Origin of the sequence: Streptacidiphilus jeojiense (genome assembly GCF_000719095.1) — a bacterium.
GTDB classification, from domain to species: Bacteria; Actinomycetota; Actinomycetes; order Streptomycetales; family Streptomycetaceae; genus Streptacidiphilus; species Streptacidiphilus jeojiensis.
The window spans coordinates 20,035-42,542 of sequence record NZ_JOEH01000043.1; the positions used below are offsets into that span (position 1 = coordinate 20,035).

The following is a 22,508-nucleotide window of genomic DNA, read 5'->3' on the forward strand; positions in this document are numbered from 1 at the left end:
TGTTGGAGACAAGGAGAGGTTCCACGATGCACAGAAGAGCCCTGCGCACCGCCCTGCCCGTCGCCGTCCTCGCCCTGATCGGCGGGGTGTCCGCCTGCAGCGGCTCCGGCAGCGGCGGCTCGGGCGCCTCGGCCAAGGCCGCGCCCAGCAGCAACTTCGCCACCTCGCAGATCACCACCGCACCCGGCAGGGCCGGACTGTCCTCGGTGACCTGGTGGGGCGACTACCGCGCCCCCTACTCCGAGGACCCGCTGACCACCGCGGACTACCCCGAGGAGACCATCCTCGGCAATGTCTGCGAGTCGGTGCTGCACACCAACGCCGACTACACCGAGAGCGCGGGACTGGCCCGGAGCTGGAGCCAGCCCGACGCCCGGCACCTGGTCCTGCAGCTGGACCCGCGCGCGGTGTTCAGCGACGGCAAGCCGGTCACCGCCGCCGACGTGGTCTACAGCCTGCTGCGCAACCAGGACCCGAACGTCGCCAGCAACTACGCCGACTCCTACAACGACGTCAGCTCGATCAGGGCCACCGGTCCCGAGCAGGTCACCATCGTCTTCAGCAAGGACGACTACCTCTTCGTCCACCTGCTCGGCATCCTCGGCGGCGCGGTGGTGGAGAAGGCCTTCGCGCAGAAGGCGGGGCAGAACTTCGGCAAGCCGGCCACCGGTGTGGTCTGCTCCGGCCCCTACACCGTCGCCTCCTTCGACGGCACCAACTCGATGGTCCTCAAGCGCAATCCGAAGTACTGGGACCCGGCCCGGGCGGCGAAGTCCGACAGCGTCACCTTCAAGTTCATCGGCGACCCCTCGGCGCTGGCCAACGCACTCACCTCGGGCAGCCTCCAGGGCGCCTTCGACCTGCCCAGCTCCACCATCGCCCAACTGGGCAGGGCCGCCGACGGCAAGCTGTACGTCGGCGCGCAGGGCTCCACCACCCAGAACATCGACCTGATCGTCTCCAGGTTCACCGGCGGCTTCGCCGACGCCCGGGTCCGTCAGGCGCTCTCCATGGCCATCGACCGGGTCGGCATCGCCAAGACCCTGTTCGGCGGCGCGGCCGACCCGCTGTACGCGGTGGCCGGCCCCGGCTTCTGGGAGAGCAGCCCGGCCAGGAGCCAGTACCAGGCGGCCTATTCGGCCCTGGCGGTCAAACCCGACCTGGCCGCCGCCGCCAAGCTGGTGAAGGCCGCGGGGGCGAGCGGCAAGGAGGTCACCATCGCCTACGCCGCCGGTGTGCCCGCCGACGCGCAGCTGGCCCAGGTGCTCCAGCAGACCGCCTCGTCCATCGGCCTCAAGATGAAGATCGTCGGCCTGCCGGACCAGCAGTACGGCTCGCTGTTCATCGACCCCAAGGCCCGTGCCGCCTACGACGGCTTCCTCACCATCAACTACATGGAGTTCCCCGAGGCCACCGACATGTACTCCAGCTACACCACCAGGAACGGCTCGCAGAACTTCAACGGCTACAGCAACGCGGAGGTCCAGGCCGACCTCGACCGGGCCCAGGGGACCGCGGACCCGGTGGCCCGGGCCCGGTACGTACTGGCCGCGCAGAAGATCATCGACCAGGACCTGCCCTGGATCCCGATCGTCCAGCCGCGCGCCCTGCTGTTCCAGAACAAGGCCGTCACCGGGGCCCCGCTCACCTTCTCCTACATGGACAACGCCTGGGCCGCGTCCGTGGGCGCGCCCTGATGGGCCGTCTGCTGCTGCACCGCCTCGGCGGGCTGCTCACCACCCTGCTGCTGTCCAGCGTGGTGATCTTCGGCAGCCTCTACCTCGCCCCCGGCAGCCCCGAGAACGTCCTCTTCGGCAGTCGCGCGCCCTCGGCGGCGGCCCGCGCCGCGGTGCGGCACCAACTGCACCTGGACCGGCCGCTGCCGGTGCGCTACTGGGACTGGCTCACCGGAGTGCTGCACGGCGACCTGGGCCGGTCCATGGTCACCGGGCAGAGCGTCGCGAGCCGGGTCGGCACCGGGCTGGGCACCAGCCTGCTGCTGGTGGCCATGAGCATGGTCCTGGTCACCGTGCTCGGCCTGGGCATCGGCACGCTGGCCGCGCTGCGCCCCGGACGGGTGGACGCCGCCGCCCAGGCGGTGACCTCGCTGTCGGTGACCGTGCCGCCGTTCGTCGCCTCCACCCTGCTGATCTCGGTGTTCTCGGTCCGGCTCGGCTGGTTCCCGGCCTCGGGGCTGCAACCGGGCCTGGCCGCCCGTCTGCACGGCCTGGTGCTGCCGGCCTGCGCGCTGGCGGTGGTCTCCTGCGGCTTCCTGGCCCAGGTCACCCGGAACGCGCTGCGGGAGCAGCTCGACCGGGAGCATGTGCAGACCGCGCTGGTGCGCGGGCTGCCCCGGCGGGTGGTGCTGCGCGACCACGTGCTGCGCAACGCACTGCCGCCGATCATCACCGCGCTGGGGCTGCTCACCTCGGGGCTGTTCGCCTCCACGCTGATCGTCGAGTCGGCGTTCGCCGTACCCGGCATCGGCCAGCTCACCATCCAGTCCGTGGCGCAGAAGGACTTCCCGGTGGTGCAGGCGGTCTCGCTGCTGCTGGTCGCCGCCTTCGTGGTCTGCAACGCCGTCAGCGACCTGGCCCAGGCCCTGATCGACCCGCGGCTGCGCAGTGCAGGGAGGACAGCATGACGACAGATCGACTCATGGCAGCGGCACCCCCGGTGCCGGCGGCGACCGCCGGACGCCGCAGCGGGCGGATCGCGCGGATCACCGGGACGCTCGGCCCCTCGGGCACCGCGGCGGCGGTGTTCCTGCTGCTGGTGCTGGTGATCGCACTGGCCGCACCGCTGGTGGCCCCCTACGACCCCGACCTGCAGTCGCTGCTGGACTCCTATGCCCCGCCGTCGGCCGCGCACCTGCTCGGCGCCGACGGCATCGGCCGGGACATCCTGTCCCGGCTGGTGTTCGGCTCCCGCACCAGCCTGCTCGGCCCGGCGCTGGTCGTGGCGGTATCCCTCCTTGTCGGCATACCGCTTGCTCTCCTTGCCGCCTGGTACGGCGGAGCGGTGGACGCCGTGGTGGCCCGGGTCTTCGACCTGGTCTACGCGCTGCCGGGGCTGCTGCTCGCGGTGCTGGCGGTGGCCCTGTTCGGACCGGGGCTGGTACCGGCGGTGGCGGCGCTGTCCATCGCCTACATCCCCTTCCTGGCCCGGATCGTGCGGGCGGCGGCCCGACAGCAGCGGCAAGTCCCTATGTCGACGCACTCGCGGTGCAGGGTTTCGGCATCGTCCGGATCACCGTGCTGCACATCCTGCGCAACATCGCCCCGGTGGTGCTCGGGCAGGCCGCCATCGCCTTCGGCTACGCCCTGCTGGACCTCGCCTCGCTGTCCTACCTGGGCCTGGCCGTGCAGGCGCCCACCTCCGACTGGGGCGTCATGGTCAGTGACAGCGACGCCCTGATGAAGGGCTACTGGCTGCCGGTGATCGCACCGGGCGTGCTGATCGTGCTCTGCGTGCTGTCGCTGACCGTGCTGGGCGCGCGGATCAGCGGCCAGCGGCGACAGCCCTACCTGCGGCGCAAGCCCCGTCCCCGCCGCACCGAAGGAGCCCCGGCATGACCGTCCCGCTGCTCGAACTGTCCGGGCTCACCGTCGAGGTCCCGGCCGAGGAGGGTCCCCGGCCGCTGCTCGACGGCATCGACCTCAGCCTGGACGCCGGGGAGGCGCTCGGCCTGGTCGGCGAGTCCGGCTCCGGCAAGTCGATGACCGTACGCGCCGTCACCAGGCTGCTGCCGCGCGGCGCCGAGGCCGGCGGGAGCATCCGCTTCCAGGGCACCGACGTGGCCGCCATGGACGCCGGCGCGCTGCGGCGCTACCGCGACCAGGGCGTCGGCATGATCTTCCAGGACCCGCGGGCCCACATCAATCCGACCCGGCGGATCGGCTCCTTCCTCACCGAGGCGCTGACCCGGAACCGGGGCGTGGCCCGCAGGGAGGCCGAGGCCCGCGCCGTCGCGGTGCTGGCCGAGGTCGGCATCGACGACCCGGGCCGCCGGCTGCGCCAGTACCCGCACGAACTCTCCGGCGGGATGCTGCAACGCGTCATGATCGCCTCGGTGCTGCTGGCCGAACCCCGGCTGATCCTCGCCGACGAGCCCACCACCGCCCTGGACGTCACCATCCAGTCCGAGGTGGTCGGCATCCTGGACCGGCTGCGCCGGGAGCGCGGCATGGGCATGGTCTTCATCACCCACGACCTGGACCTGGCGCTGGCGGTCTGCGGCCGGGTCGCGGTGATGTACGCCGGACGGATCGTCGAGGTCCGCGCGGCCGAGGAGCTGCACCGCCGCGCCGCCCACCCGTACACCCTGGGCCTGCTGGGCTCGCGCCCCTCCATCGACGCCCGGGCCGAACGGCTCGACGCCGTCCCCGGCCGCCCGGTCTCCGCCTACGAGGCCGGAACCGGCTGCGCCTTCGCGGACCGCTGCGCCCAGGTCCGCCCGGTCTGCCGGGAGCGGCGGCCCGAACTGGAGCCCTTCCGCGGCGGACTGGTGCGCTGCCACCGGGTCGCCGAACTCGCCCCCGCCGCAGAGGAGGTACCCGCATGAGCGCCGCCGTGTCCGTGACCGGACTGACCAAGGTGTTCGGCAGCCACACCGCGGTGGACGCGGTCAGCTTCGAGATCGGGGCCGGGGGATCGCTGGGCATCGTGGGGGAGTCGGGCTCCGGCAAGACCACGGTGGCCCGGATGCTGGTCGGTCTGGAACGCCCCACCGGCGGCGGCATCGCCGTGCTGGGCCGGGACCGCTCGACCCCGGCCAGGGGTTCCGCCGAGCGCCTGCGCCGCGCCCGTGAGCTGCAGATCGTCTTCCAGGACCCGTACACCTCGCTGGACCCCCGGCAGAGCGCCGACTCCGCGGTGGACGAGGTGCTGCGCCGGCACACCCGGCTGGACCGGGCCGGCCGGGCCGCCCGGCTGGCCGATCTGGTGGACCAGGTCGGGCTGACGGACCGCCAGGCCCGGGCGCTGCCCAGGGACCTCTCCGGCGGCCAGCGGCAGCGGGTGGCCATCGCCCGCGCCCTGGCGGCCGAGCCCCGGGTGCTGGTCCTGGACGAGGCGGTCTCGGCGCTGGACGTCTCCATCCAGGCGCAGATCCTCAATCTGCTGGCCGACATCCGCGCCGCCACCGGCATCGCCTACCTGCTGATCTCGCACGACCTCGCGGTGGTGCGGCAGCTCTGCGACACGGTCCTGGTGCTGCGGCGCGGCAGGGTGGTGGAACAGGGCGACTGCGCCCGGGTGCTGGACGCCCCGACCGAGGAGTACACCAGGGCGCTGCGGGCGGCCGTCCCGGTGCCCGGATGGCGACCGGGACGGCCCGCTGCGACTGCTACTTGATGTCGGAGATCAGACCGGTGGCCAGGTCGCTCTGGACGGTGACACGGGTGTGGACCGGCTTCTTGCCGCCCCAGGTGAAGGTGACGGTGGTCCAGGTGTGCCCGGCGCCGGAGTCGCCGGCCGTCACCGACCAGGCGTTGGGCACGTCCTGGGCGCGCAGCACGCCGTCGGCGTGGTTCCGCCGCTCCCAGGTGGCCAGCTGCTTCCGCAGGCCCTTGGTGAGGTAGTGGGAGCGCAGGTCCGTGCCCAGGTTCCCCATGCCGTTCCCGTAGTTGGCGTCGATGTAGGCGCCGTAGAAGTCGGCGACCCGGTCGACGGTCGAGGCCGGGCTGCCGCTGCGGACCGGCTGCGGTCCGGCCGAGGCGGTCGTGGTGCCCAGTCCGAGGGCGACCAGGGCCGCGGCTGCGGCGGAGAGGGCGGCGGTGCGGGCGAACCTCATGGAGCTGTTTCCTTTCACAGAACGGATGAAACAGGCTCATACTCCCCGTTGGTGCGTGCACCAACACATAAGGCGCGGCAGTCCGCAGGCGTGAACTTCTGGCCCGCGCGCCCTGGATGGGGGTCAAGCGCCCCCGCGCAGAGGGGTTTCCCCAGCTGGGATCCGGTCAGGAACCTTGCTGAGGGGCCTCCTGACGCCGCCCTGGACAGGACGGGTAAGGTGCTCCTGGACGGAACAGTTGCACACCGACCTCACTAGGCGGATAGTCTTCGCTCCACGGCCCTGGTGCCTTCCAAGGGGTGGGATATGAATCAAATGCAGCATGCGCGCAGTAGGCCGCGGGTCCCCGCGGTCCAGTGCGGCGTCGGAGCGGCGAGCCGACGGCTCGACCGTCACCTCGCCGTACTCGGCGCGCCTGCGCTCCCGCAGGTGGATGTGGCGGAAGCGGTCGGCCTCATAAGGGAGCTGACGCCCCGTGGGGTCAGTACTCCGGCGGCGCGCCCCAATCAGGGTGCCCGTATGGTGCTGCTCGCGCCGCTCAAGCGTCTTACCCGCTCGCTCTTCGGCGGCCGTAAGTAGTTCGCCGTCAACCCGGCCAGGACCAGTCAGGTCCTGGCCGGGTTTGGCATGCCCGGCGCGGTGAACCCGTTCTGCCGCTGTGAGTCGGGCCGATGAAACCCGTGTGAACAGAGTCGATCTACCCCTCGGTATCCGAAAGCATGGATCAGTCGGGCGGCTTGGGGATCGAACACCCGTCTGTTGGGCAGGGGTACCCCTGCAACGGATGGCGGGTGGGGTCATGCGGAGGTGGGGCGGGCGATGGACGGCACGGCACACGGGGAACGGCTCAGGGTCGGGCTCCTCACCAGGGAGTTCCCGCCCGACGTGTACGGCGGAGCCGGCGTCCACGCCGAGTTCCTGGCAAGGGAGTTGCGCGGCCTGGTCGATCTGGACGTGCACAGCTGGGCGCTGGGCGGCAAGGCCTGGCCGGGGCAGACCGCGGACTCGCCCGGGGTGCACCGGCACGCCGGCGACCCGGGACTCGCCGACGCCAACGCGGCGCTGCGCACCCTCTCCGTCGACCTCGCCCTGACCGCCGCCGTCGCCGACCGCCAGCTGGTGCACTCGCACACCTGGTACGCCAACCTCGGCGGCCACCTGGCGAAGCTGCTGCACGGCATCCCGCACGTGCTGACCGCGCACTCGCTGGAGCCCCTGCGCCCTTGGAAGGCCGAGCAGTTGGGCGGCGGCTACGCCGTCTCCAGCTGGGTCGAGCGCACCGCGGTGGAGGCCGCCGACGCGGTCATCGCGGTCTCCCACGGCATGCGCAGCGACCTGCTCGCCTGCTACCCGGCGCTGGACCCGGCCCGGGTCCCGGTGGTCCACAACGGCATCGACACCACGCTCTACCACCCCGACCTGGGCACCGACGTGCTGGAGCGGCTGGGCATCGACCCGGACCGGCCCACGGTGGTCTTCGTCGGCCGGATCACCCGGCAGAAGGGCGTGCCGCATCTGCTGCGCGCCGCCCGGAGGTTCGACCCGTCGGTGCAGCTGGTGCTGTGCGCCGGCGCCCCGGACACCGACGAGGTGGACCGCGAGTTCCGGGAGCTGTTCGCCGAGTTGAGCGCCTCCAGGGAGCACGTGCACTGGATCGCCGAGATGCTGCCGCGCCCCGATGTGGTCCAACTGCTGTCCAGGGCCTCGGTCTTCGTCTGCCCTTCGGTCTACGAGCCGCTGGGCATCGTCAACCTGGAGGCCATGGCCTGCGGCACCGCCGTGGTGGCCTCGGCCGTCGGCGGCATCCCGGAGGTGGTCGACGACGGCCGTACCGGGCTGCTGGTGCCCTACCACGGCCGGGACGCCGAGGAGTTCGAGAAGTCCTTCGCCACCGCGGTGGACAGCCTGGCGCTGGACCCGGAACGGGCCGCCCGGCTGGGTGCGGCGGGGCGCGAGCGGGCGGTCGCCGAGTTCGGCTGGGACGCGATCGCGCGCCGCACCCTGGAGGTCTACCAGGACGCGCTGGGACGGGCGTCGTGAGCGGCGCCGCGGTGACAAGCAGCAGTGTCGACACCAACAGAGGGAGCGTCCATGGCCGGTAGCCCGTCAGTTCTCGGCATCGTCCTCGCCGGCGGCGAGGGCAAGCGGCTGATGCCGCTCACGGCCGACCGCGCCAAGCCCGCGGTGCCTTTCGGCGGCGCCTACCGACTCATCGACTTCGTGCTTTCCAACCTGGTGAACGGCGGCATCAACCGGATCTGCGTGCTGACCCAGTACAAGAGCCACAGCCTGGACCGCCACATCACCCAGACCTGGCGGATGACCAGCATCCGCGGCGACTACGTCACCCCGGTCCCGGCCCAGCAGCGGCTCGGGCCGCGCTGGTACCTGGGCAGCGCCGACGCCATCTACCAGTCGCTCAACCTGGTCTACGACGAGCAGCCGGACTACATCGTGGTGTTCGGCGCCGACCACGTGTACCGGATGGACCCGCAGCAGATGCTGCGCCGCCACATCGAGTCCGGCGCCGGGGTGACCGTGGCCGGCATCAAGGTGCCGCGCAGCCAGGCCTCCGAGTTCGGCGTGATCACCACCGCCGCCGACGGCCGCTCGGTCGAGGGCTTCCTGGAGAAGCCCGCCGCACCCCCCGGGCTGCCCGACGACCCGGACCGGGTCTTCGCCTCCATGGGCAACTACATCTTCACCACCAAGGTGCTGCTGGACGCGCTCCAGCGGGACGCCGAGGACGAGGGCTCGGTGCACGACATGGGCGGCAGCATCCTGCCGATGCTGACCGACAACGGCCAGGCCGAGGTCTACGACTTCGACGACAACCAGGTCCCCGGCGAGACCGAGCGGGACCACGGCTACTGGCGCGACGTCGGCACCCTGGACGCCTACTACGACGCCCACAGCGACCTGATCTCGGTGCACCCGGTGTTCAACCTCTACAACCGGCACTGGCCGATCTTCACCCACCCCGCGCAGCGGCCGCCGGCCAAGTTCGTCGCCGGCGGGATGGCGGCCGAGTCCATGGTCTCCACCGGATGCATCATCAGCGGCCAGGTCACCGGCTCGGTGCTGGGCCCCGGCGTGGTCGTCGAGTCCGGCGCGGTGGTGCAGGAGTCGGTGCTGATGGACGGGGTCAGGGTGGGCCGGGGCGCGGTGGTGCGCAAGGCGATCCTGGACAAGAACGTCGTGGTGCCGCCCGGCGCCGTGATCGGCGTGGACCCGGGCCGGGACCGGGAGCTGTACACCGTCTCGGCCGGGGGAGTGGTGGCCCTGGGGAAGGGGCTGCGGGTGCGCTGACGGGTGCGCGTCACCGGCCTGGCCTAACGCGCCGAGCGGCGCGGCGGCGGCGCACCTACGTTCGAAGGAGTCCTGCCCGAGCTCCGGGCACCCGGCTCTGAAAGGGCGTTAGCTCATGCGCAGCCCCCGCCGATCCGTCGCCGTCGCCTCAGCAGGGCTGGCCGCGCTGGTCCTCACCTCCACCGTCGCCTGCTCCAGCAGCAGCAAGAGCAGCGCCACCAGTGCCGTCAGCGGAAAGGCCACCGCCGTCGCCGCGGCGGCCAAGGCCAAGGCCTCCGGCGCCGCGGCGAGCGTGTCGGCGAAGGCCGCCGGGGTCGCCGCGTCCGCCTCCGCGAAGGTGGCCTCGGCCAAGGCGAGCGCCAAGGCCACCGCCTCGTCGACGGCGCTGACCAAGAACGTGACCGCCGGCGCCTTCTGCTCCACCGCCGGGGCCTCCGGCGAGACCGCCAAGGGGCTGGCCGTCAGCTGCGTCGCCGACAGCAAGGGCAAGGACCGCTGGACCTCGGTCGCGGTCACCGGCACCAACGCCAGGGCCGGCGCCTTCTGCGCCACCACCGGCGCCAAGGCGACCGGCAGCAACAGCACCGCCCTGGTCTGCAAGGCCGGCTCGGACGGCCGGGACCGCTGGACCAAGCAGTAGCGGGCGGCGAACGTAAGAAGCCCCGGTTCGGGACTCCTGCCCTGGCGCAGGAGTCCCGACGGCGTTCCTGGGGATGAAGTGGGCTGGGGAAGCCGTGAGGGCGGACACCGATCGAACAGAAGGGCACGGCGAATGGCGCTGCACACGGGTCGTCAGGAGAGCCACGACGGGAAGGGCGGGCACCAGGTCTCGGTGAACCCGTTCCTGGGGGCGGCCAACCCGGAGGTCGGCAGCATGGTGACGGCACCGCCGAAGCACCGGCTGCCGTCCGGGCCGATGGCGGCGGACATCGCCTACCAGATCGTCAGGGACGAGCTGATGCTCGACGGCAACGCCCGGCTGAACCTGGCCACCTTCGTCACCACCTGGATGGAGCCGCAGGCCACCCTGCTGATGGCGGAGTCCGTCGACAAGAACATGATCGACAAGGACGAGTACCCGCAGACCGCCGAGCTGGAGCGCCGCTGCGTGGCCATGCTCGCCGACCTGTGGAACGCCCCCGACCCGGCCGGTGCCGTCGGCTGCTCGACCACCGGGTCCAGCGAGGCCTGCATGCTCGCCGGGATGGCGCTGAAGCGCCGCTGGATGCAGCGCAACGCCGAGCGCTACGCCGCCGGTGCCCGCCCCAACCTGGTCATGGGGGTCAACGTCCAGGTCTGCTGGGAGAAGTTCTGCAACTTCTGGGAGGTCGAGCCGCGCACCGTGCCGATGGAGGGCGACCGCTACCACCTGGACGCCGCCTCGGCGGTCGGGCTGTGCGACGAGGACACCATCGGGGTGGTCGCCATCCTCGGCTCCACCTTCGACGGCAGCTACGAGCCGGTGTGGGACATCTGCGCCGCCCTGGACGAGCTCCAGGGCAGCACCGGCCTGGACATCCCGGTCCACGTCGACGGGGCCTCCGGAGCCATGGTCGCGCCGTTCCTGGACCCGGAGCTGCGCTGGGACTTCCGCCAGCCCAGGGTCGCCTCCATCAACACCTCGGGCCACAAGTACGGACTGGTCTACCCCGGGGTCGGCTGGGCGCTGTGGCGCGACCGCGAGGCGCTGCCGGAGGAACTGGTCTTCAAGGTCAACTACCTGGGCGGCGAGATGCCCACCTTCGCCCTCAACTTCTCCCGCCCCGGGGCCGAGGTCGTCGCCCAGTACTACACCTTCCTGCGGCTGGGCCGGGACGGCTACCGCGCGGTCCAGCAGGCCAGCCGGGACATCGCGGTCTCACTGGCCCGCCGGATCGAGGCCATGGGCGTCTTCCGGATGCTGAGCTGGGGCGACGAGCTGCCGGTCTTCGCCTTCACCACCACCGACGACGTCACCGCCTTCAATGTCTTCGACGTCTCCCGGCGGCTGCGCGAACGCGGCTGGCTGGTCCCGGCCTACACCTTCCCGGAGAACCGCACCGACCTGGCGGTGCTGCGGGTGGTCTGCCGCAACGGATTCTCCAGCGACCTCGCCGACCTGCTGGTGGAGGACCTGAGCCGACTGCTGCCGGAGCTCCAGGCGCAGCCCGGGCCGCTGCAGGGGTCAGGCGGACCCTCGGGGTTCCACCACTGAAGCCTGCTACGGCCAGAGCTGCTCGCGGGTCCAGCCCGCGTCGGTGGCGGTGTAGCGCAGCCGGGTGTGGCCCCGGCCCGGCGAGCCCTGCCAGAACTCGGCGCTGACCGGCCGCAGCAGGAACAGCGCGTGGGCCGGGGTGGTGAGGTCGGGATCGGCCGTGACCCGGTCCAGCGCCTCGGCGTAGGCGGCGTCCAGCAGGGTGCGGTCGGCCAGCGGTTCGCTCTGCCGGCCGACCAGGATGGCCGCGCGGGAGCCCGGCAGCCGGGACCGGAAGTCCTCGGCGGCGGTGCCGGCGTCGGCGCGGAGCACGGGGCCGCGCAGCCGGATCTGGCGGCCCTGCTCGCGCCAGTGGAAGCCGAGGGCGGCCTGCGGACGGTCGGTCAGCTGACGGCTCTTCGGACTGTCCGCGTCGGTGGCGAAGAGCCAGCCGTCGGCGGTGGCGTCGCGCAGGGCGACGATCCTCAGGTCCGGGAGGCCGTCCCGGTCGACCGTGGCCAGGGCCATCGCATGGGGCTCGCTGACGCCGGATCGGAGCGCTGCGGTCAGCCAGTCGAGGAAGAGCGGGAACGGTTCAGCGGGGGCTGCCGAGGGGTCGAAGGACGGCAGCGGCTCCCTGAGCATGGGGACACCGAACAGCAGGGCACGGACGGGTGAGGGCACGGGGCTCAGCGTACTAAGGGTGCGGACTTCGGCTGCGGCGTGTGCCTGGCTTGTCGCGTAGTTCCCCGCGCCCCTGGGTGGGTGCCACTTGCTCACGGTGGGTCAGTTGCAGCCCCCCAGGGGCGCGGGGAACTGCGCGGCCAACCCCCTACGCGCCTGCACCCAACGCCGTGGCGATCGATTCGGCGAGCCGGTCCAGGTAGTCACCGCTGATCGGCGTCCGCACCACCGCCAGCCGCCAGTACAGCGGACCGGCGATCAGGTCCAGGGCCAGATCCGGGTCGGTGTCAGCGGGCAGCTCACCGCGGGCCACCGCCTTCCGCACCAGCGCCGCACTGCTCTGCCGCTGCGCGGCGTCCAGCGCCGCGGCCAGGGTCTCGGCGATCTCCGGGTTGCGCGCGGCCTCGGCCAGCAGATCGGGGACGATCTGCGCGGCCAGCGGGTGCCGCAGCACCCGGGCCAGCACATGGACGAACATCCGCAGATCATTGCGGAGCGAGCCGGTGTCCGGGAGGATCAGCCCCAGCGCGGCGACCTCGGAGACCACCTCGATGACCATGGGAAGCTTGGAGCGCCAGCGGCGGTAGACGGCTGTCTTCCCCACCCCGGCCCGGCGTGCCACGGCCTCGATGGACAGGCGCCCGTAACCGCTCGCGGCGAGCTCCTCGAACACCGCGGTGCGGATGGCCTCGGTGACGTCGTCGCGGAGTACCGCCGCGCCGGCCGGGGCCCGTTTGACCCCGTCCGACCTGTCGGTTCTCTTTGAATCCCCAGTCAGCATGGGCGCCATTGTAGCGTCAGGACGATACGGTTGCGTTCTCACGTGGAAGCCCCTAGTTTTTCCCTTACTACGACGAGACGCTACCGTTCCGTCGTATCGGTCGGGGGCAAAGGGCTTGGGAGTAGCGTGTCCACGGTGTACGAGCAGCGGCTGGCAGGTGTCGCCGGTCCCGATGGGGACTCGGGCTTGAGCCCTGGCGACCTGGCAGCCAAGTACGGACTTGCGGTCAGCGGTAAGCGGCCCCCGCTGGGTGAGTACACCCGCCGGCTGTGGTCGCGGCGCCATTTCATCGTGGCCTTCGCCACAGCCCGGTTGACCGCGACCTACACGGCGGCGCGGCTGGGGCAGATCTGGCAGGTGATGACGCCGCTGCTGAACGCGGCCGTCTACTACCTGATCTTCGGTCTGCTGCTGGGCACCAACCGGGGAATCCCGAACTTCATCGCGTACCTCTGTACCGGTGTGTTCGTGTTCCAGTTCACCCAGTCGGCGGTGCTTTCGGGCACCCGTTCGATCGCCGACAACCTCGGCCTGATCCGGGCGCTGCACTTCCCCCGGGCCTGCCTGCCGATCGCCTTCACCGTGATCCAGCTGCAGGAGCTGCTGTTCTCGATGGGCGTCCTCGGCGTGATCGTGCTGGCCACCGGCGAGCCGCTCACCCTGCGCTGGGTGCTGATCCTGCCGATCCTGTTCCTGCAGTCGGTGTTCAACGCCGGGCTGGCGATGCTCATGGCCCGGATCGGGGCCAAGACCACGGACATGGCCCAGCTGATGCCCTTCATCATCCGCACCTGGATGTACACCTCGGGCGTCTTCTGGAGCGTCACCACCTTCACCCACAAGGCCCCGCACTGGGTCGCGGTGATCCTCAACAACAACCCGGCGCTGATCTTCAACGACCTGATGCGCTACGCGCTGATGGACTCGGTGTCCTCGAGCAGCCTGCCGCACCATGTCTGGATCATCACACTGGCGTGGGCCGTGGTGGTCGGTCTCGGCGGCTACATGTTCTTCTGGAAGGCCGAAGAGGAGTACGGACGTGGCTGAGACCTCGACGAACGAGCGCAGCGCGGCGGCGGACGGAGCGGAGTCGGTCGACGCGGACGAACTGGAGCGGATGGCGCAGGAGGAGGAGCTGCGCAGGGTCGCCGCCTCCCGGCGTGCCGAGAAGGTCCCCACCGTGATCGTGGACGACGTCCACATCGTCTACAAGATCTACGGTGCCGGTGCCGGTCGCGGTTCGGCGACCTCGGCGCTGTCGCGGATGGTGCGCCGCAAGGCGTCACCGGCCATCTCCGAGGTGCACGCGGTCCGCGGCATCAGCTTCACCGCCTACAAGGGCGAGGCGGTCGGCCTGATCGGCTCCAACGGGTCGGGCAAGTCGACCACCCTGGCCGCGGTGGCCGGGCTGCTGCCCACCCAGTCCGGATCGATCTACACCGACGGCCAGCCCTCGCTGCTGGGCGTGAACGCGGCCCTGATGAACGACCTGACCGGCGAGCGCAACGTGGTGCTGGGCTGCCTGGCGATGGGCATGTCCTACGCCGAGGTGCGCGAGAAGTACCAGGGCATCGTCGACTTCTCCGGGATCAACGAGCGCGGGGACTTCATCTCGCTGCCGATGCGCACCTACTCCTCCGGTATGGCGGCGCGGCTGCGGTTCTCCATCGCCGCGGCCAAGACCCACGACGTGCTGCTGATCGACGAGGCGCTGTCCACCGGCGACAGCGCCTTCCAGAAGCGCAGCGAGGACCGGATCCGGGAACTGCGCAAGGAGGCCGGTACGGTCTTCCTGGTCTCGCACAACAACAAGTCGATCCGGGACACCTGCGACCGCACCATCTGGCTGGAGAGCGGTGTGATCCGGGCGGACGGTCCCACTGAGGAGATCGTCGCCGAGTACGAGAAGTACATGAAGAGCCGGTAAGCGCAGGTAAAGAGCGGTACCGGCAGGACATGACGCCGTGACACCCCGCCGTCGCCACCCCCGGCGGCGGGTTTGTCACACCGGAGTCCTAAGCTATGAGCAAGATCCCTGGGATCGCCCCGGGGGGAGCTGACCGGATGCGGCGCGGGCGCGGCAGTGGGAGGCTGGCGTGTCCGCTGTGGGCAGGCCGTGAAGATCGGTGTAGAACGGGGGGGTGGCGGTCATGACAGTGCGTCGACAGGCAGCAGACAAGAAGCAGGCGGACGAGCAGGCGGGGAGTCAGCAGGCCTCCGTGGTCGTGCTGGACAAGGCGGCCCGGGAGAACTTCCCGGTGGCCCCGTTCTTCATGCCCGCCGCGATGCGCGCCGGGCTGATGGCCGTCTACGGCTTCGCCCGGCTGGTCGACGACGCGGGGGACGGCGACCTGGAGGACCCGGCGGCCACCGCGGCGGTCCTGGGCGCCGCCGACGCGGAAGCCCCCGCGCTGCTGGACGCGCTGGAGGCGGACCTCGACCGGGTGTTCGAGACGGTGCTGGGAACTCCGGGGGCCGAGGCCCCCAGGCATCCGCTGATGGCCGCCCTGGTGCCGGTGGCCGACCGGCACGCACTCACCCCCGAGCCGTTCCGGGCCCTGATCCAGGCCAACCGGGTGGACCAGACCACCAGCCGCTACCCCGACATCGAAGCGCTGATGGGGTACTGCGAGCTCTCCGCCAATCCGGTGGGCCTGATGGTGCTGCAGCTCGCCGGGCTGGCGACCCCGGAGCGGGTCCGGCAGTCCGACGCGGTCTGCAGCGCGCTGCAGATCATCGAACACCTGCAGGACGTCGCCGAGGACCGCGCCCGGGACCGGATCTACCTGCCCGCCGCCGACATGGCTGCGTTCGAGGTCACCGAGGCGGACCTGGACGCCGAACACGCCGGACCCGCGCTGCGCGCCCTGGTGGCCTTCGAGGCGCAGCGGGCCCGGGTGCTGCTGGACCAGGGCGCGCCGCTGGTCGGTACCGTCGGTGGTCGGCTGCGGCTGCTGCTGGCCGGCTTCGCCGCCGGCGGCTACGCGGCCCTCGACGCGATCGCGGCGGCCGACAACGATGTGCTGGCCGGGGCCCCCAAGCCCCGTAAGAGCCGTCTCCTGCGGGAGGCGGCGGCGACTCTGGTGAGAGGACGGTGAGTCGGCGCATGGAGGTGGCCTCAGAGCTTTCCCTGCCGGTGTCCCCGCAGGCGGCAGCGGCGTACCACTACTGCGAGGCGGTGACCGGGGCGCAGGCCCGCAACTTCTCCTACGGCATCAGACTGCTCCCCGCCGACAAGCGCCGGGCCATGTCCGCCGTCTACGCGCTGGCCCGCCGGATCGACGACATCGGCGACGGCGAGTGGTCCGACGAGCGCAAGGCCGAGCACCTGGGCCTGACCAGGGCGCTGCTGGACGAGATCCGCGAGGGCAGGGTCGAGGCCGAGGACGTCGACCCGGTGAAGGTCGCCCTCGCCGACGCCTGCTCCCGCTTCGCTATCCCGCTGGACGCCTTCGACGAACTGATCGACGGCGTGGAGATGGACGTCCGCGGCGCCGAGTACCAGACCTTCGAGCAGCTGCGGGTCTACTGCCGCTGCGTCGCCGGCACCATCGGCCGGCTGTCGCTGGGCGTGTTCGGCTGCAGCGACCCCAAGCGCGGCGCCGAGTTCGCCGACACCCTGGGCCTCGGGCTGCAGCTCACCAACATCCTGCGCGACGTCCGCGAGGACGCCGCCAACGGGCGCACCTACCTGCCCGCCGAGGACCTCGCCAGGTTCGGCTGCGAGCAGGGCTTCCTGGGCCGTCCCGCGGCCGGGGCCGACTTCACCGGACTGGTGCTCTTCGAGGCCAGGCGGGCCCAGGAATACTTCGACGAGGGGCTGTTGCTGCTGCCGATGCTGGACCGGCGCAGCCGGGCCTGTGTGGCGGCGATGGCCGGCATCTACCACCGGCTGCTGGAGCGCATCGTCCGCGAGCCGGAGGCGGTGCTCCGCGGACGGGTGTCGCTGCCGGGGTGGGAGAAGGCGTATGTGGCACTCTCGGGGCTGGCCGGAGGGCGTCGTAGTTGAGTGAACGTCGGACGGCGGCGACTGACCGTGGCGTGTTTGTCACACAGGGTCGTTGGGGAGTCACGTCGTTGAAGAACGAGGCGGGCGTGCAGGCACGTCGGCATGTAGGGAGAGGCGCATGAACGGGCGGACGGCGGTGGTCGTCGGCGGGGGGCTCGCGGGGATCACTGCCGCGCTGCGCCTGGCCGACGCGGGGGCGGCGGTGACCCTGGTCGAGGCCCGTCCCCGGCTCGGGGGTCTGGCCTTCTCCTTCAAGCGCGGGGACCTGTGGGTCGACAACGGCCAGCACGTCTTCCTGCGCTGCTGCACGGCCTACCGCGGGCTGCTGCAGCGGCTCGGGGTCACCGACCAGGTCGAGATCCAGCGGCGCCTCGACGTCCCGGTGCGGGATGTGACGACCGGTCGGACCGGCTCGCTGAGCCGGGCCGGGCTGCCGGTGCCGCTGCACCTGGCCAAGAGCCTGGCCCTGTACCCGCACATGAGCACCGCGGAGAAGCTGGCCACCGGCCGCGCCGCGCTGGCCCTGCGCGGTCTCGACCTGGAGGACCCGGCGCTGGACCGGGAGTCCTTCGGCGACTGGCTGCGCCGCCACGGGCAGTCGCCCCGGGCCGTCGACGCGCTGTGGGACCTGGTCGGCGTGGCCACCCTGAACGCGACCGCCGACGACTCGTCACTCGCCCTGGCCGCCATGGTCTTCAAGACCGGGCTGCTCAGCGACCCGGGCGCGTCCGACATCGGCTTCGCCAAGGTCCCGCTCGGTGCGCTGCACCACGACGCCGCGGAGACCGAGTTGGAACGCGCCGGGGTGCGGATCCTGCTGCGCACCAAGGTGACGCAGCTGAAGTCGGCGGAGGGCGGCGGCCACCGGGTGGAGCTGGCCGGCGAGCGGCTGGACGGCGGCTCGGAGCTGCTGGAGGCCGTGGACACGGTGGTGCTGGCGGTGCCTCAGGACGAGGCCCACGGGCTGCTCCCGCCCGGCAGCATCGACCGCCCCGAGCGGCTGCTGGAACTGGGCCACGCACCCATCCTCAACGTGCACGTCGTCTACGACCGGAAGGTCCTGGACCGGCCGTTCCTGGCCGCGCTCGGCTCGCCGGTGCAGTGGGTCTTCGACCGCACCGCGCACTCCGGGCTGCGCGGCCCCGGGCAGTACCTGGCCCTGTCCCAGTCCGCCGCGCAGGACGAGATCGACCTGCCGGTGGCCGAGCTGAGGCGCCGTTACCTGCCCGAGCTGGAGCGGCTGCTGCCCGCGGCGCGCGGCGCCGGGGTCACCGAGTTCTTCGTCACACGGGAGCGGACCGCGACCTTCGCGCCCGCACCGGGATCGGCGCCGCTGCGCCCCGCCGCCCGTACCCGCACGCCGGGCCTCTACCTGGCGGGAGCGTGGACGGCCACCGGCTGGCCCGCGACCATGGAGAGCGCCGTCCGCAGCGGCAATGCCGCCGCCGGCGCCGCGCGGGCCGACCTCGCCGGGGCGGACGGCACGGCAGCAGGCAGCGCCTCCCGAACCGGCTGACGAACCCGCAGACAGGTTGGTTGATGACAGCGACAGCAGAGCCCCGGACGAACAGTCAGAACGGAGAGGGAGCTAGCGTGGTTTCGAGCCCTGAGGAGACTCGCCCGGCACGAGCGGTGGAGCAGTCCGTCGGCACCGTGGATGCCGCGGATGTACGGTTCCTGCTCGAACGTGGCAGATCGCTCTGTACTCCCGTGCTGCGGGAGGCCGTCGGACGACTGGCGCCACCCATGGACCGGGTATCCGCCTACCACTTCGGCTGGACCGACGCCGAGGGCAGGCCCACCGAGGGCGACGGCGGCAAGGCCGTCCGCCCCGCGCTGGCCCTGCTCTCCGCACAGGCGGCGGGCGCTCCGGCCGAGATCGGCATCCCCGGCGGTGTTGCCGTCGAACTGGTGCACAATTTCTCGTTGCTCCACGACGACCTCATGGACGGCGACGAGCAGCGCCGGCACCGGGCCACGGTCTGGACCGTGTTCGGCCCGGCGCAGGCGATCCTGGTCGGCGACGCGATGTTCGCGCTGGCCAACGAGGTGCTGCTGGAGGCGGCCGACAAGGGCGGCGCCACCGGGGTGGACGCGGGCCGGGCCGTGCAGCGGATCACCCTGGCCACCCGCAAGCTGATCGACGGCCAGGCCCAGGACCTCTCCTTCGAGCACCGGGACCGGGTGAGCGTCGAGGAGTGCCTGGAGATGGAGGGCAACAAGACCGGCGCGCTGCTCGCCGCCTCCGCCTCGGTCGGCGCGGTGCTCGCCGGCATCGACGACGCCGGGGCCGACGCGCTGGAGCGCTACGGCTACCACCTGGGGCTGGCCTTCCAGGCCGTGGACGACCTGCTCGGCATCTGGGGCGCCACCGAGGTCACCGGCAAGCCCAACTTCGGCGACCTGCGCCAGCGCAAGAAGTCCCTGCCGGTCTCGGCCGCGCTGGCCGAGGGCGGCCCCGCCTCGGTGCGGCTGGCCGAGTTGCTGGCCGATCCGGAAGGACGCGGGCACGAGGACGAGGAACAACTCGCGGTCCGCGCGGCTTTGATCGAGGAGGCGGGCGGACGCGCCTGGACCGCCGAGGAGGCGCGCCGGCAGCACCGGACCGCGCTGGCGGCCCTCGACGAGGTGCCCATGCCCGCCAAGATTCGGGAGCAGTTCGCAGCGCTCGCCGAATTCGTAGTGGTCAGGGAGAGGTGACGAGATGACAGCAACCGCGGACGGCCGGCTCGACCCACAGTACGAGGCAGAGCCTGCTGCGGAGAGTGCGAAGTCGACCGAGGCCGGAAAGACGGCTCCGGCGTTCGGAGAGGAGGTGGCGGCGGGCGAGGAGCCGGGGGAGTCAGCGACTCCCTCCCAGGAGGGCCTGCCCGAGGACGTCCGCGCGCTGGCCGCGCAGACCCTGGAGCGCGCCACCGCGCACCTGCTCGGCCTCCAGGACGAGCAGGGCTGGTGGAAGGGCAACCTGGAGACCAATGTCACCATGGACGCGGAGGACCTGCTGCTCCGTCAGTTCCTGGGGATCAGGACCGAGGAGCAGACCAGGGCCACCGCCGACTGGATCCGCTCGCAGCAGCTTCCGGACGGCACCTGGGCCACCTTCTACGGCGGCCCGTCGGAGCTGTCCACCACCATCGAGGCCTATGTCGCGCTGAAGCTGGCCGGGGACGACCCGCAGGCCCCGCACATGCTCCGGGCCTCGGCCTACATCCGCAAGGGCGGCGGGATCGCCGCGGCGCGGGTGTTCACCAGGATCTGGCTGGCGCTGTTCGGCTGGTGGCCCTGGGAGCGGCTGCCCGAGCTGCCGCCCGAGGTGATCTTCCTGCCGCGCGGCTTCCCGCTGAACATCTACTCGTTCGGCTGCTGGGCCCGGCAGACCATCGTGCCGCTGACCGTGGTCTCCGCGCACCGCCCGGTGCGCGAGGCCCCGTTCGCCCTGGACGAGCTGCACACCGACCCGGCCGACCCGTACCCGGCGCGGCCCTTCGCCGCCGCGCACACCTGGGACGGCTTCTTCGAGCGGCTGGACCGGGTGCTGCACCTCTACCACCGGATGCCGGTGAAGCCGGTGCGCAAGCTGGCCCTGCAGCAGGCCGCCCGCTGGATCGTGGACCGCCAGGAGGCCGACGGCTGCTGGGGCGGCATCCAGCCGCCCGCCGTCTACTCGCTGATCGCGCTGCACCTGCTCGGCTATCCGCTGGACCACCCGGTGATGAAGGCCGGCCTGGCCGCCTTCGAGCGCTTCACCGTGCACACCGACGAGGGCCACCGCTGGATCGAGGCCTGCCAGTCCCCGGTGTGGGACACCTGTCTCGCGGTGGTCGCACTGGCCGACGCCGGGCTCCCCAAGGACCATCCGGCCCTGGTCAGCGCCACCGACTGGATGCTGGACGAGGAGGTCGTCAAGCGCGGCGACTGGGGCGTGCAGCGGCCCCGGCTGCAGCCCGGCGGCTGGGCGTTCGAGTTCGACAACGACAACTACCCGGACATCGACGACACGGCCGAGGTCGTGCTCGCCCTGCGCCGGGTGGAGCACCCCAGGCCCGAGCGGGTCGAGGCGGCGGTCGGACGCGGCGTCGAGTGGACCCTGGGCATGCAGTCCAAGAACGGCGCCTGGGCCGCCTTCGACGTCGACAACACCAGCACCCTGCCCAACAAGCTGCCGTTCTGCGACTTCGGCGAGGTGGTCGACCCGCCGTCGGCGGACGTCACCGCGCATGTCGTGGAGATGCTCACCTCGGTCGGCATGACCGACGACCCCCGGGTGCGGCGCGGCGTCGAATGGCTGCTGCGCGAGCAGGAGGAGGACGGCTCCTGGTTCGGCCGCTGGGGCACCAACTACATCTACGGGGTGGGTTCGGTGGTCCCGGCGCTGGTCTCGGCCGGCATCCCGGCCACGCACAGCTCGGTGCGCCGGGCCGTGCTCTGGCTGGAGCAGCACCAGAACGCGGACGGCGGCTGGGGCGAGGACATGCGCTCCTACAGCGACCGCAGCTGGGCCGGGCGCGGCACCTCCACCGCCTCGCAGACCGCCTGGTCGCTGATGGCGCTGCTGGCGGCCGGCGAGACCGGCGAGACCGTGGACCGGGGCGTGCGGTGGCTGGCCGCCACCCAGCTGCCCGAGGGCACCTGGGACGAGCCGGAGTTCACCGGCACCGGCTTCCCCTGGGACTTCTCCATCAACTACAACCTCTACCGCCTGGTGTTCCCGGTGACGGCCCTCGGCCGCTACCTGCACGGAACCCCGGAGCTGGACGCGGGCGTCCCGGTACAGGAGGAGCGGATCCGCCACCAGCGGCCGCTGCTGACGGGGAGGCGATCGCGGTGAGCACCGGATGAGTACGGAGCCTGCCAGACCGGGCCGTCCGGAGGGGCGGCTGCTGCTCGCCTGCGCGCTGGGGGCCGAACAGGCCGCCCTGCGCGCGGGCGTGCGCGCCGCCCCGTCGGTGCGGCTGCTCCGTACCGGTATGGGCGGGGAGAAGGCCTTTCGCTCCGTCAGCAGTGCGCTGGCACAGGAGGAGCGCGAGCCGGGCGCCTTCCTCTTCGCGGGCTTCGGTGCGGCGGTGGGGCCGGGAATACGCCCCGGAGACGTCCTGGTTGCCACTGAGGTGCGTGATGCCGGCAGTGGCGGTACGGACGGAGCCGGGGCCGGGACCGGGCTGCCAGGTCCTGAGGTGCTCGCCGCCGCGCTGCGCTCGGTCGGGCTGACCGTGCACACCGGCCCGCTGTTCAGCGCGGACGCGGTGGTGCGCGGTGACCGCCGGGCGGAACTGCACGCCGCGGGGGTGGCGGCGGTCGACATGGAGACCGCCGGGGCGCTGCGCGCCCTTCCCGCCGGGCTGCCGGCCGCGGCCGTCCGCGTGGTCGTCGACACCCCCGAGCACGAACTGCTGCGCCCCGGCACCCTCCTCCACGGCCTGCGCGCCTGGCGCGCGCTGCGCACGGCCGCACCCGTACTCGCCGCTTTCGGCTCGCCGTTCTCAGAAAGGGCTCTGGTGACCTCCTCATGACCGCGATCTCGCTCGGAATGCCGTCCACGCCGCTCAAGCCGCTTGCCGTGCGGCGCAAGAGTCGTCAGATCATGGTGGGGAGTGTGGCGGTCGGTGGTGACGCGCCGGTGTCGGTGCAGTCGATGACCACGACGCTGACCTCGGATGTGAATGCGACGTTGCAGCAGATCGCGGAGCTGACGGCGTCGGGGTGCCAGATCGTGCGGGTGGCGTGTCCGTCGCAGGACGATGCGGATGCGTTGGCGACC

At 71.9% G+C, this 22,508-nt stretch carries 21 protein-coding genes and 1 pseudogene; 19 read left to right on the forward strand and 3 right to left on the reverse strand.

The features are described from left to right. Positions 1-26 precede the first annotated feature (26 nt). The 5 genes and pseudogenes from IF29_RS0137805 (at position 27) to IF29_RS0137825 (ending at position 5,355) form a co-directional block, all read left to right on the forward strand. Positions 27-1,697, forward strand: a complete 1,671-nt coding sequence (locus IF29_RS0137805) for an ABC transporter substrate-binding protein (protein ID WP_030265749.1) — start codon at positions 27-29, stop codon at positions 1,695-1,697. Further along, positions 1,697-2,644 carry an ABC transporter permease gene (locus IF29_RS0137810; RefSeq protein WP_030265750.1) on the forward strand — a complete coding sequence of 316 codons (948 nt, stop codon included), beginning with the start codon at positions 1,697-1,699 and terminating at the stop codon, positions 2,642-2,644. The genes IF29_RS0137805 and IF29_RS0137810 overlap by 1 nt, the downstream gene beginning before the upstream one ends. A gap of 14 nt (positions 2,645-2,658) precedes the next feature. Then, positions 2,659-3,575, forward strand: a pseudogene (locus IF29_RS48850) (ABC transporter permease). Then, positions 3,572-4,564 (forward strand): ABC transporter ATP-binding protein, encoded by a 993-nt coding sequence (locus tag IF29_RS0137820; protein ID WP_030265752.1) that lies wholly within the window; start codon positions 3,572-3,574, stop codon positions 4,562-4,564. Before IF29_RS48850 ends, IF29_RS0137820 begins: the two are co-directional and overlap by 4 nt. Next, a complete protein-coding gene (locus tag IF29_RS0137825; RefSeq protein WP_030265754.1) occupies positions 4,561-5,355 on the forward strand; it encodes an ABC transporter ATP-binding protein in 795 nt (264 codons plus the stop codon). The genes IF29_RS0137820 and IF29_RS0137825 overlap by 4 nt, the downstream gene beginning before the upstream one ends. On the opposite strand, the gene IF29_RS0137830 is transcribed toward IF29_RS0137825, so the two are convergent. Next, positions 5,348-5,794, reverse strand: coding sequence for a hypothetical protein (locus IF29_RS0137830; RefSeq protein ID WP_030265757.1), 447 nt, complete (start codon positions 5,792-5,794; stop codon positions 5,348-5,350). The genes IF29_RS0137825 and IF29_RS0137830 overlap by 8 nt on opposite strands. A gap of 306 nt (positions 5,795-6,100) precedes the next feature. On the opposite strand from IF29_RS0137830, the gene IF29_RS48260 reads away from it, so the two are divergent. From IF29_RS48260 to gad, 5 genes are all read left to right on the forward strand, one after another. Further along, complete coding sequence (locus tag IF29_RS48260; RefSeq protein WP_084715467.1) at positions 6,101-6,373, forward strand: hypothetical protein; 273 nt, start codon at positions 6,101-6,103, stop codon at positions 6,371-6,373. 240 nt (positions 6,374-6,613) lie between these two features. Further along, the gene (glgA, locus tag IF29_RS0137835) at positions 6,614-7,834 is read left to right on the forward strand and encodes a glycogen synthase (RefSeq protein WP_030265760.1); all 1,221 of its coding nucleotides are present in this window, start codon (positions 6,614-6,616) and stop codon (positions 7,832-7,834) included. A 51-nt stretch (positions 7,835-7,885) separates the two neighbouring features. After that, the gene (glgC, locus tag IF29_RS0137840; protein WP_030265762.1) at positions 7,886-9,103 is read left to right on the forward strand and encodes a glucose-1-phosphate adenylyltransferase; all 1,218 of its coding nucleotides are present in this window, start codon (positions 7,886-7,888) and stop codon (positions 9,101-9,103) included. Between the two features lie 115 nt (positions 9,104-9,218). After that, on the forward strand, positions 9,219-9,743 hold the full coding sequence (locus IF29_RS47175; RefSeq protein ID WP_198037661.1) for a hypothetical protein: 525 nt from the start codon (positions 9,219-9,221) through the stop codon (positions 9,741-9,743). A 132-nt stretch (positions 9,744-9,875) separates the two neighbouring features. Next, entirely contained in the window at positions 9,876-11,297 is a 1,422-nt protein-coding gene (gene gad / locus IF29_RS0137855) for a glutamate decarboxylase (RefSeq protein WP_030265769.1), read from the forward strand. A gap of 6 nt (positions 11,298-11,303) precedes the next feature. Here the strand turns inward: gad and IF29_RS0137860 are convergent, their stop codons facing one another. After that, entirely contained in the window at positions 11,304-11,960 is a 657-nt protein-coding gene (locus tag IF29_RS0137860) for a pyridoxine/pyridoxamine 5'-phosphate oxidase (RefSeq protein ID WP_232242799.1), read from the reverse strand. 148 nt (positions 11,961-12,108) lie between these two features. After that, the gene (locus IF29_RS0137865) at positions 12,109-12,741 is read right to left on the reverse strand and encodes a TetR/AcrR family transcriptional regulator (RefSeq protein WP_037598222.1); all 633 of its coding nucleotides are present in this window, start codon (positions 12,739-12,741) and stop codon (positions 12,109-12,111) included. A 126-nt stretch (positions 12,742-12,867) separates the two neighbouring features. Between IF29_RS0137865 and IF29_RS0137870 the strand changes: the two genes are divergently transcribed. From IF29_RS0137870 to IF29_RS0137910, 9 genes are all read left to right on the forward strand, one after another. Then, a complete protein-coding gene (locus IF29_RS0137870) occupies positions 12,868-13,788 on the forward strand; it encodes an ABC transporter permease (RefSeq protein ID WP_037598216.1) in 921 nt (306 codons plus the stop codon). A 70-nt stretch (positions 13,789-13,858) separates the two neighbouring features. After that, entirely contained in the window at positions 13,859-14,668 is an 810-nt protein-coding gene (locus IF29_RS0137875) for an ABC transporter ATP-binding protein (protein WP_030265779.1), read from the forward strand. Between the two features lie 298 nt (positions 14,669-14,966). Beyond that, on the forward strand, positions 14,967-15,839 hold the full coding sequence (hpnC, locus tag IF29_RS0137880; protein WP_030265782.1) for a squalene synthase HpnC: 873 nt from the start codon (positions 14,967-14,969) through the stop codon (positions 15,837-15,839). Positions 15,840-15,847: 8 nt separating this feature from the next. Next, the gene (hpnD, locus tag IF29_RS0137885; protein ID WP_030265785.1) at positions 15,848-16,750 is read left to right on the forward strand and encodes a presqualene diphosphate synthase HpnD; all 903 of its coding nucleotides are present in this window, start codon (positions 15,848-15,850) and stop codon (positions 16,748-16,750) included. A 118-nt stretch (positions 16,751-16,868) separates the two neighbouring features. Beyond that, entirely contained in the window at positions 16,869-18,266 is a 1,398-nt protein-coding gene (gene hpnE / locus IF29_RS0137890; protein WP_051726561.1) for a hydroxysqualene dehydroxylase HpnE, read from the forward strand. A gap of 23 nt (positions 18,267-18,289) precedes the next feature. Continuing rightward, positions 18,290-19,450 (forward strand): polyprenyl synthetase family protein, encoded by a 1,161-nt coding sequence (locus IF29_RS0137895; protein ID WP_084715468.1) that lies wholly within the window; start codon positions 18,290-18,292, stop codon positions 19,448-19,450. A 4-nt stretch (positions 19,451-19,454) separates the two neighbouring features. Further along, positions 19,455-21,578, forward strand: a complete 2,124-nt coding sequence (shc, locus tag IF29_RS0137900) for a squalene--hopene cyclase (RefSeq protein ID WP_084715469.1) — start codon at positions 19,455-19,457, stop codon at positions 21,576-21,578. Between the two features lie 7 nt (positions 21,579-21,585). Then, a complete protein-coding gene (locus IF29_RS0137905) occupies positions 21,586-22,260 on the forward strand; it encodes a phosphorylase family protein (RefSeq protein WP_051726562.1) in 675 nt (224 codons plus the stop codon). Next, positions 22,257-22,508: flavodoxin-dependent (E)-4-hydroxy-3-methylbut-2-enyl-diphosphate synthase (locus tag IF29_RS0137910; protein WP_030265801.1), on the forward strand; the 252-nt coding region annotated here is incomplete at its 3' end. The genes IF29_RS0137905 and IF29_RS0137910, both read left to right, overlap by 4 nt.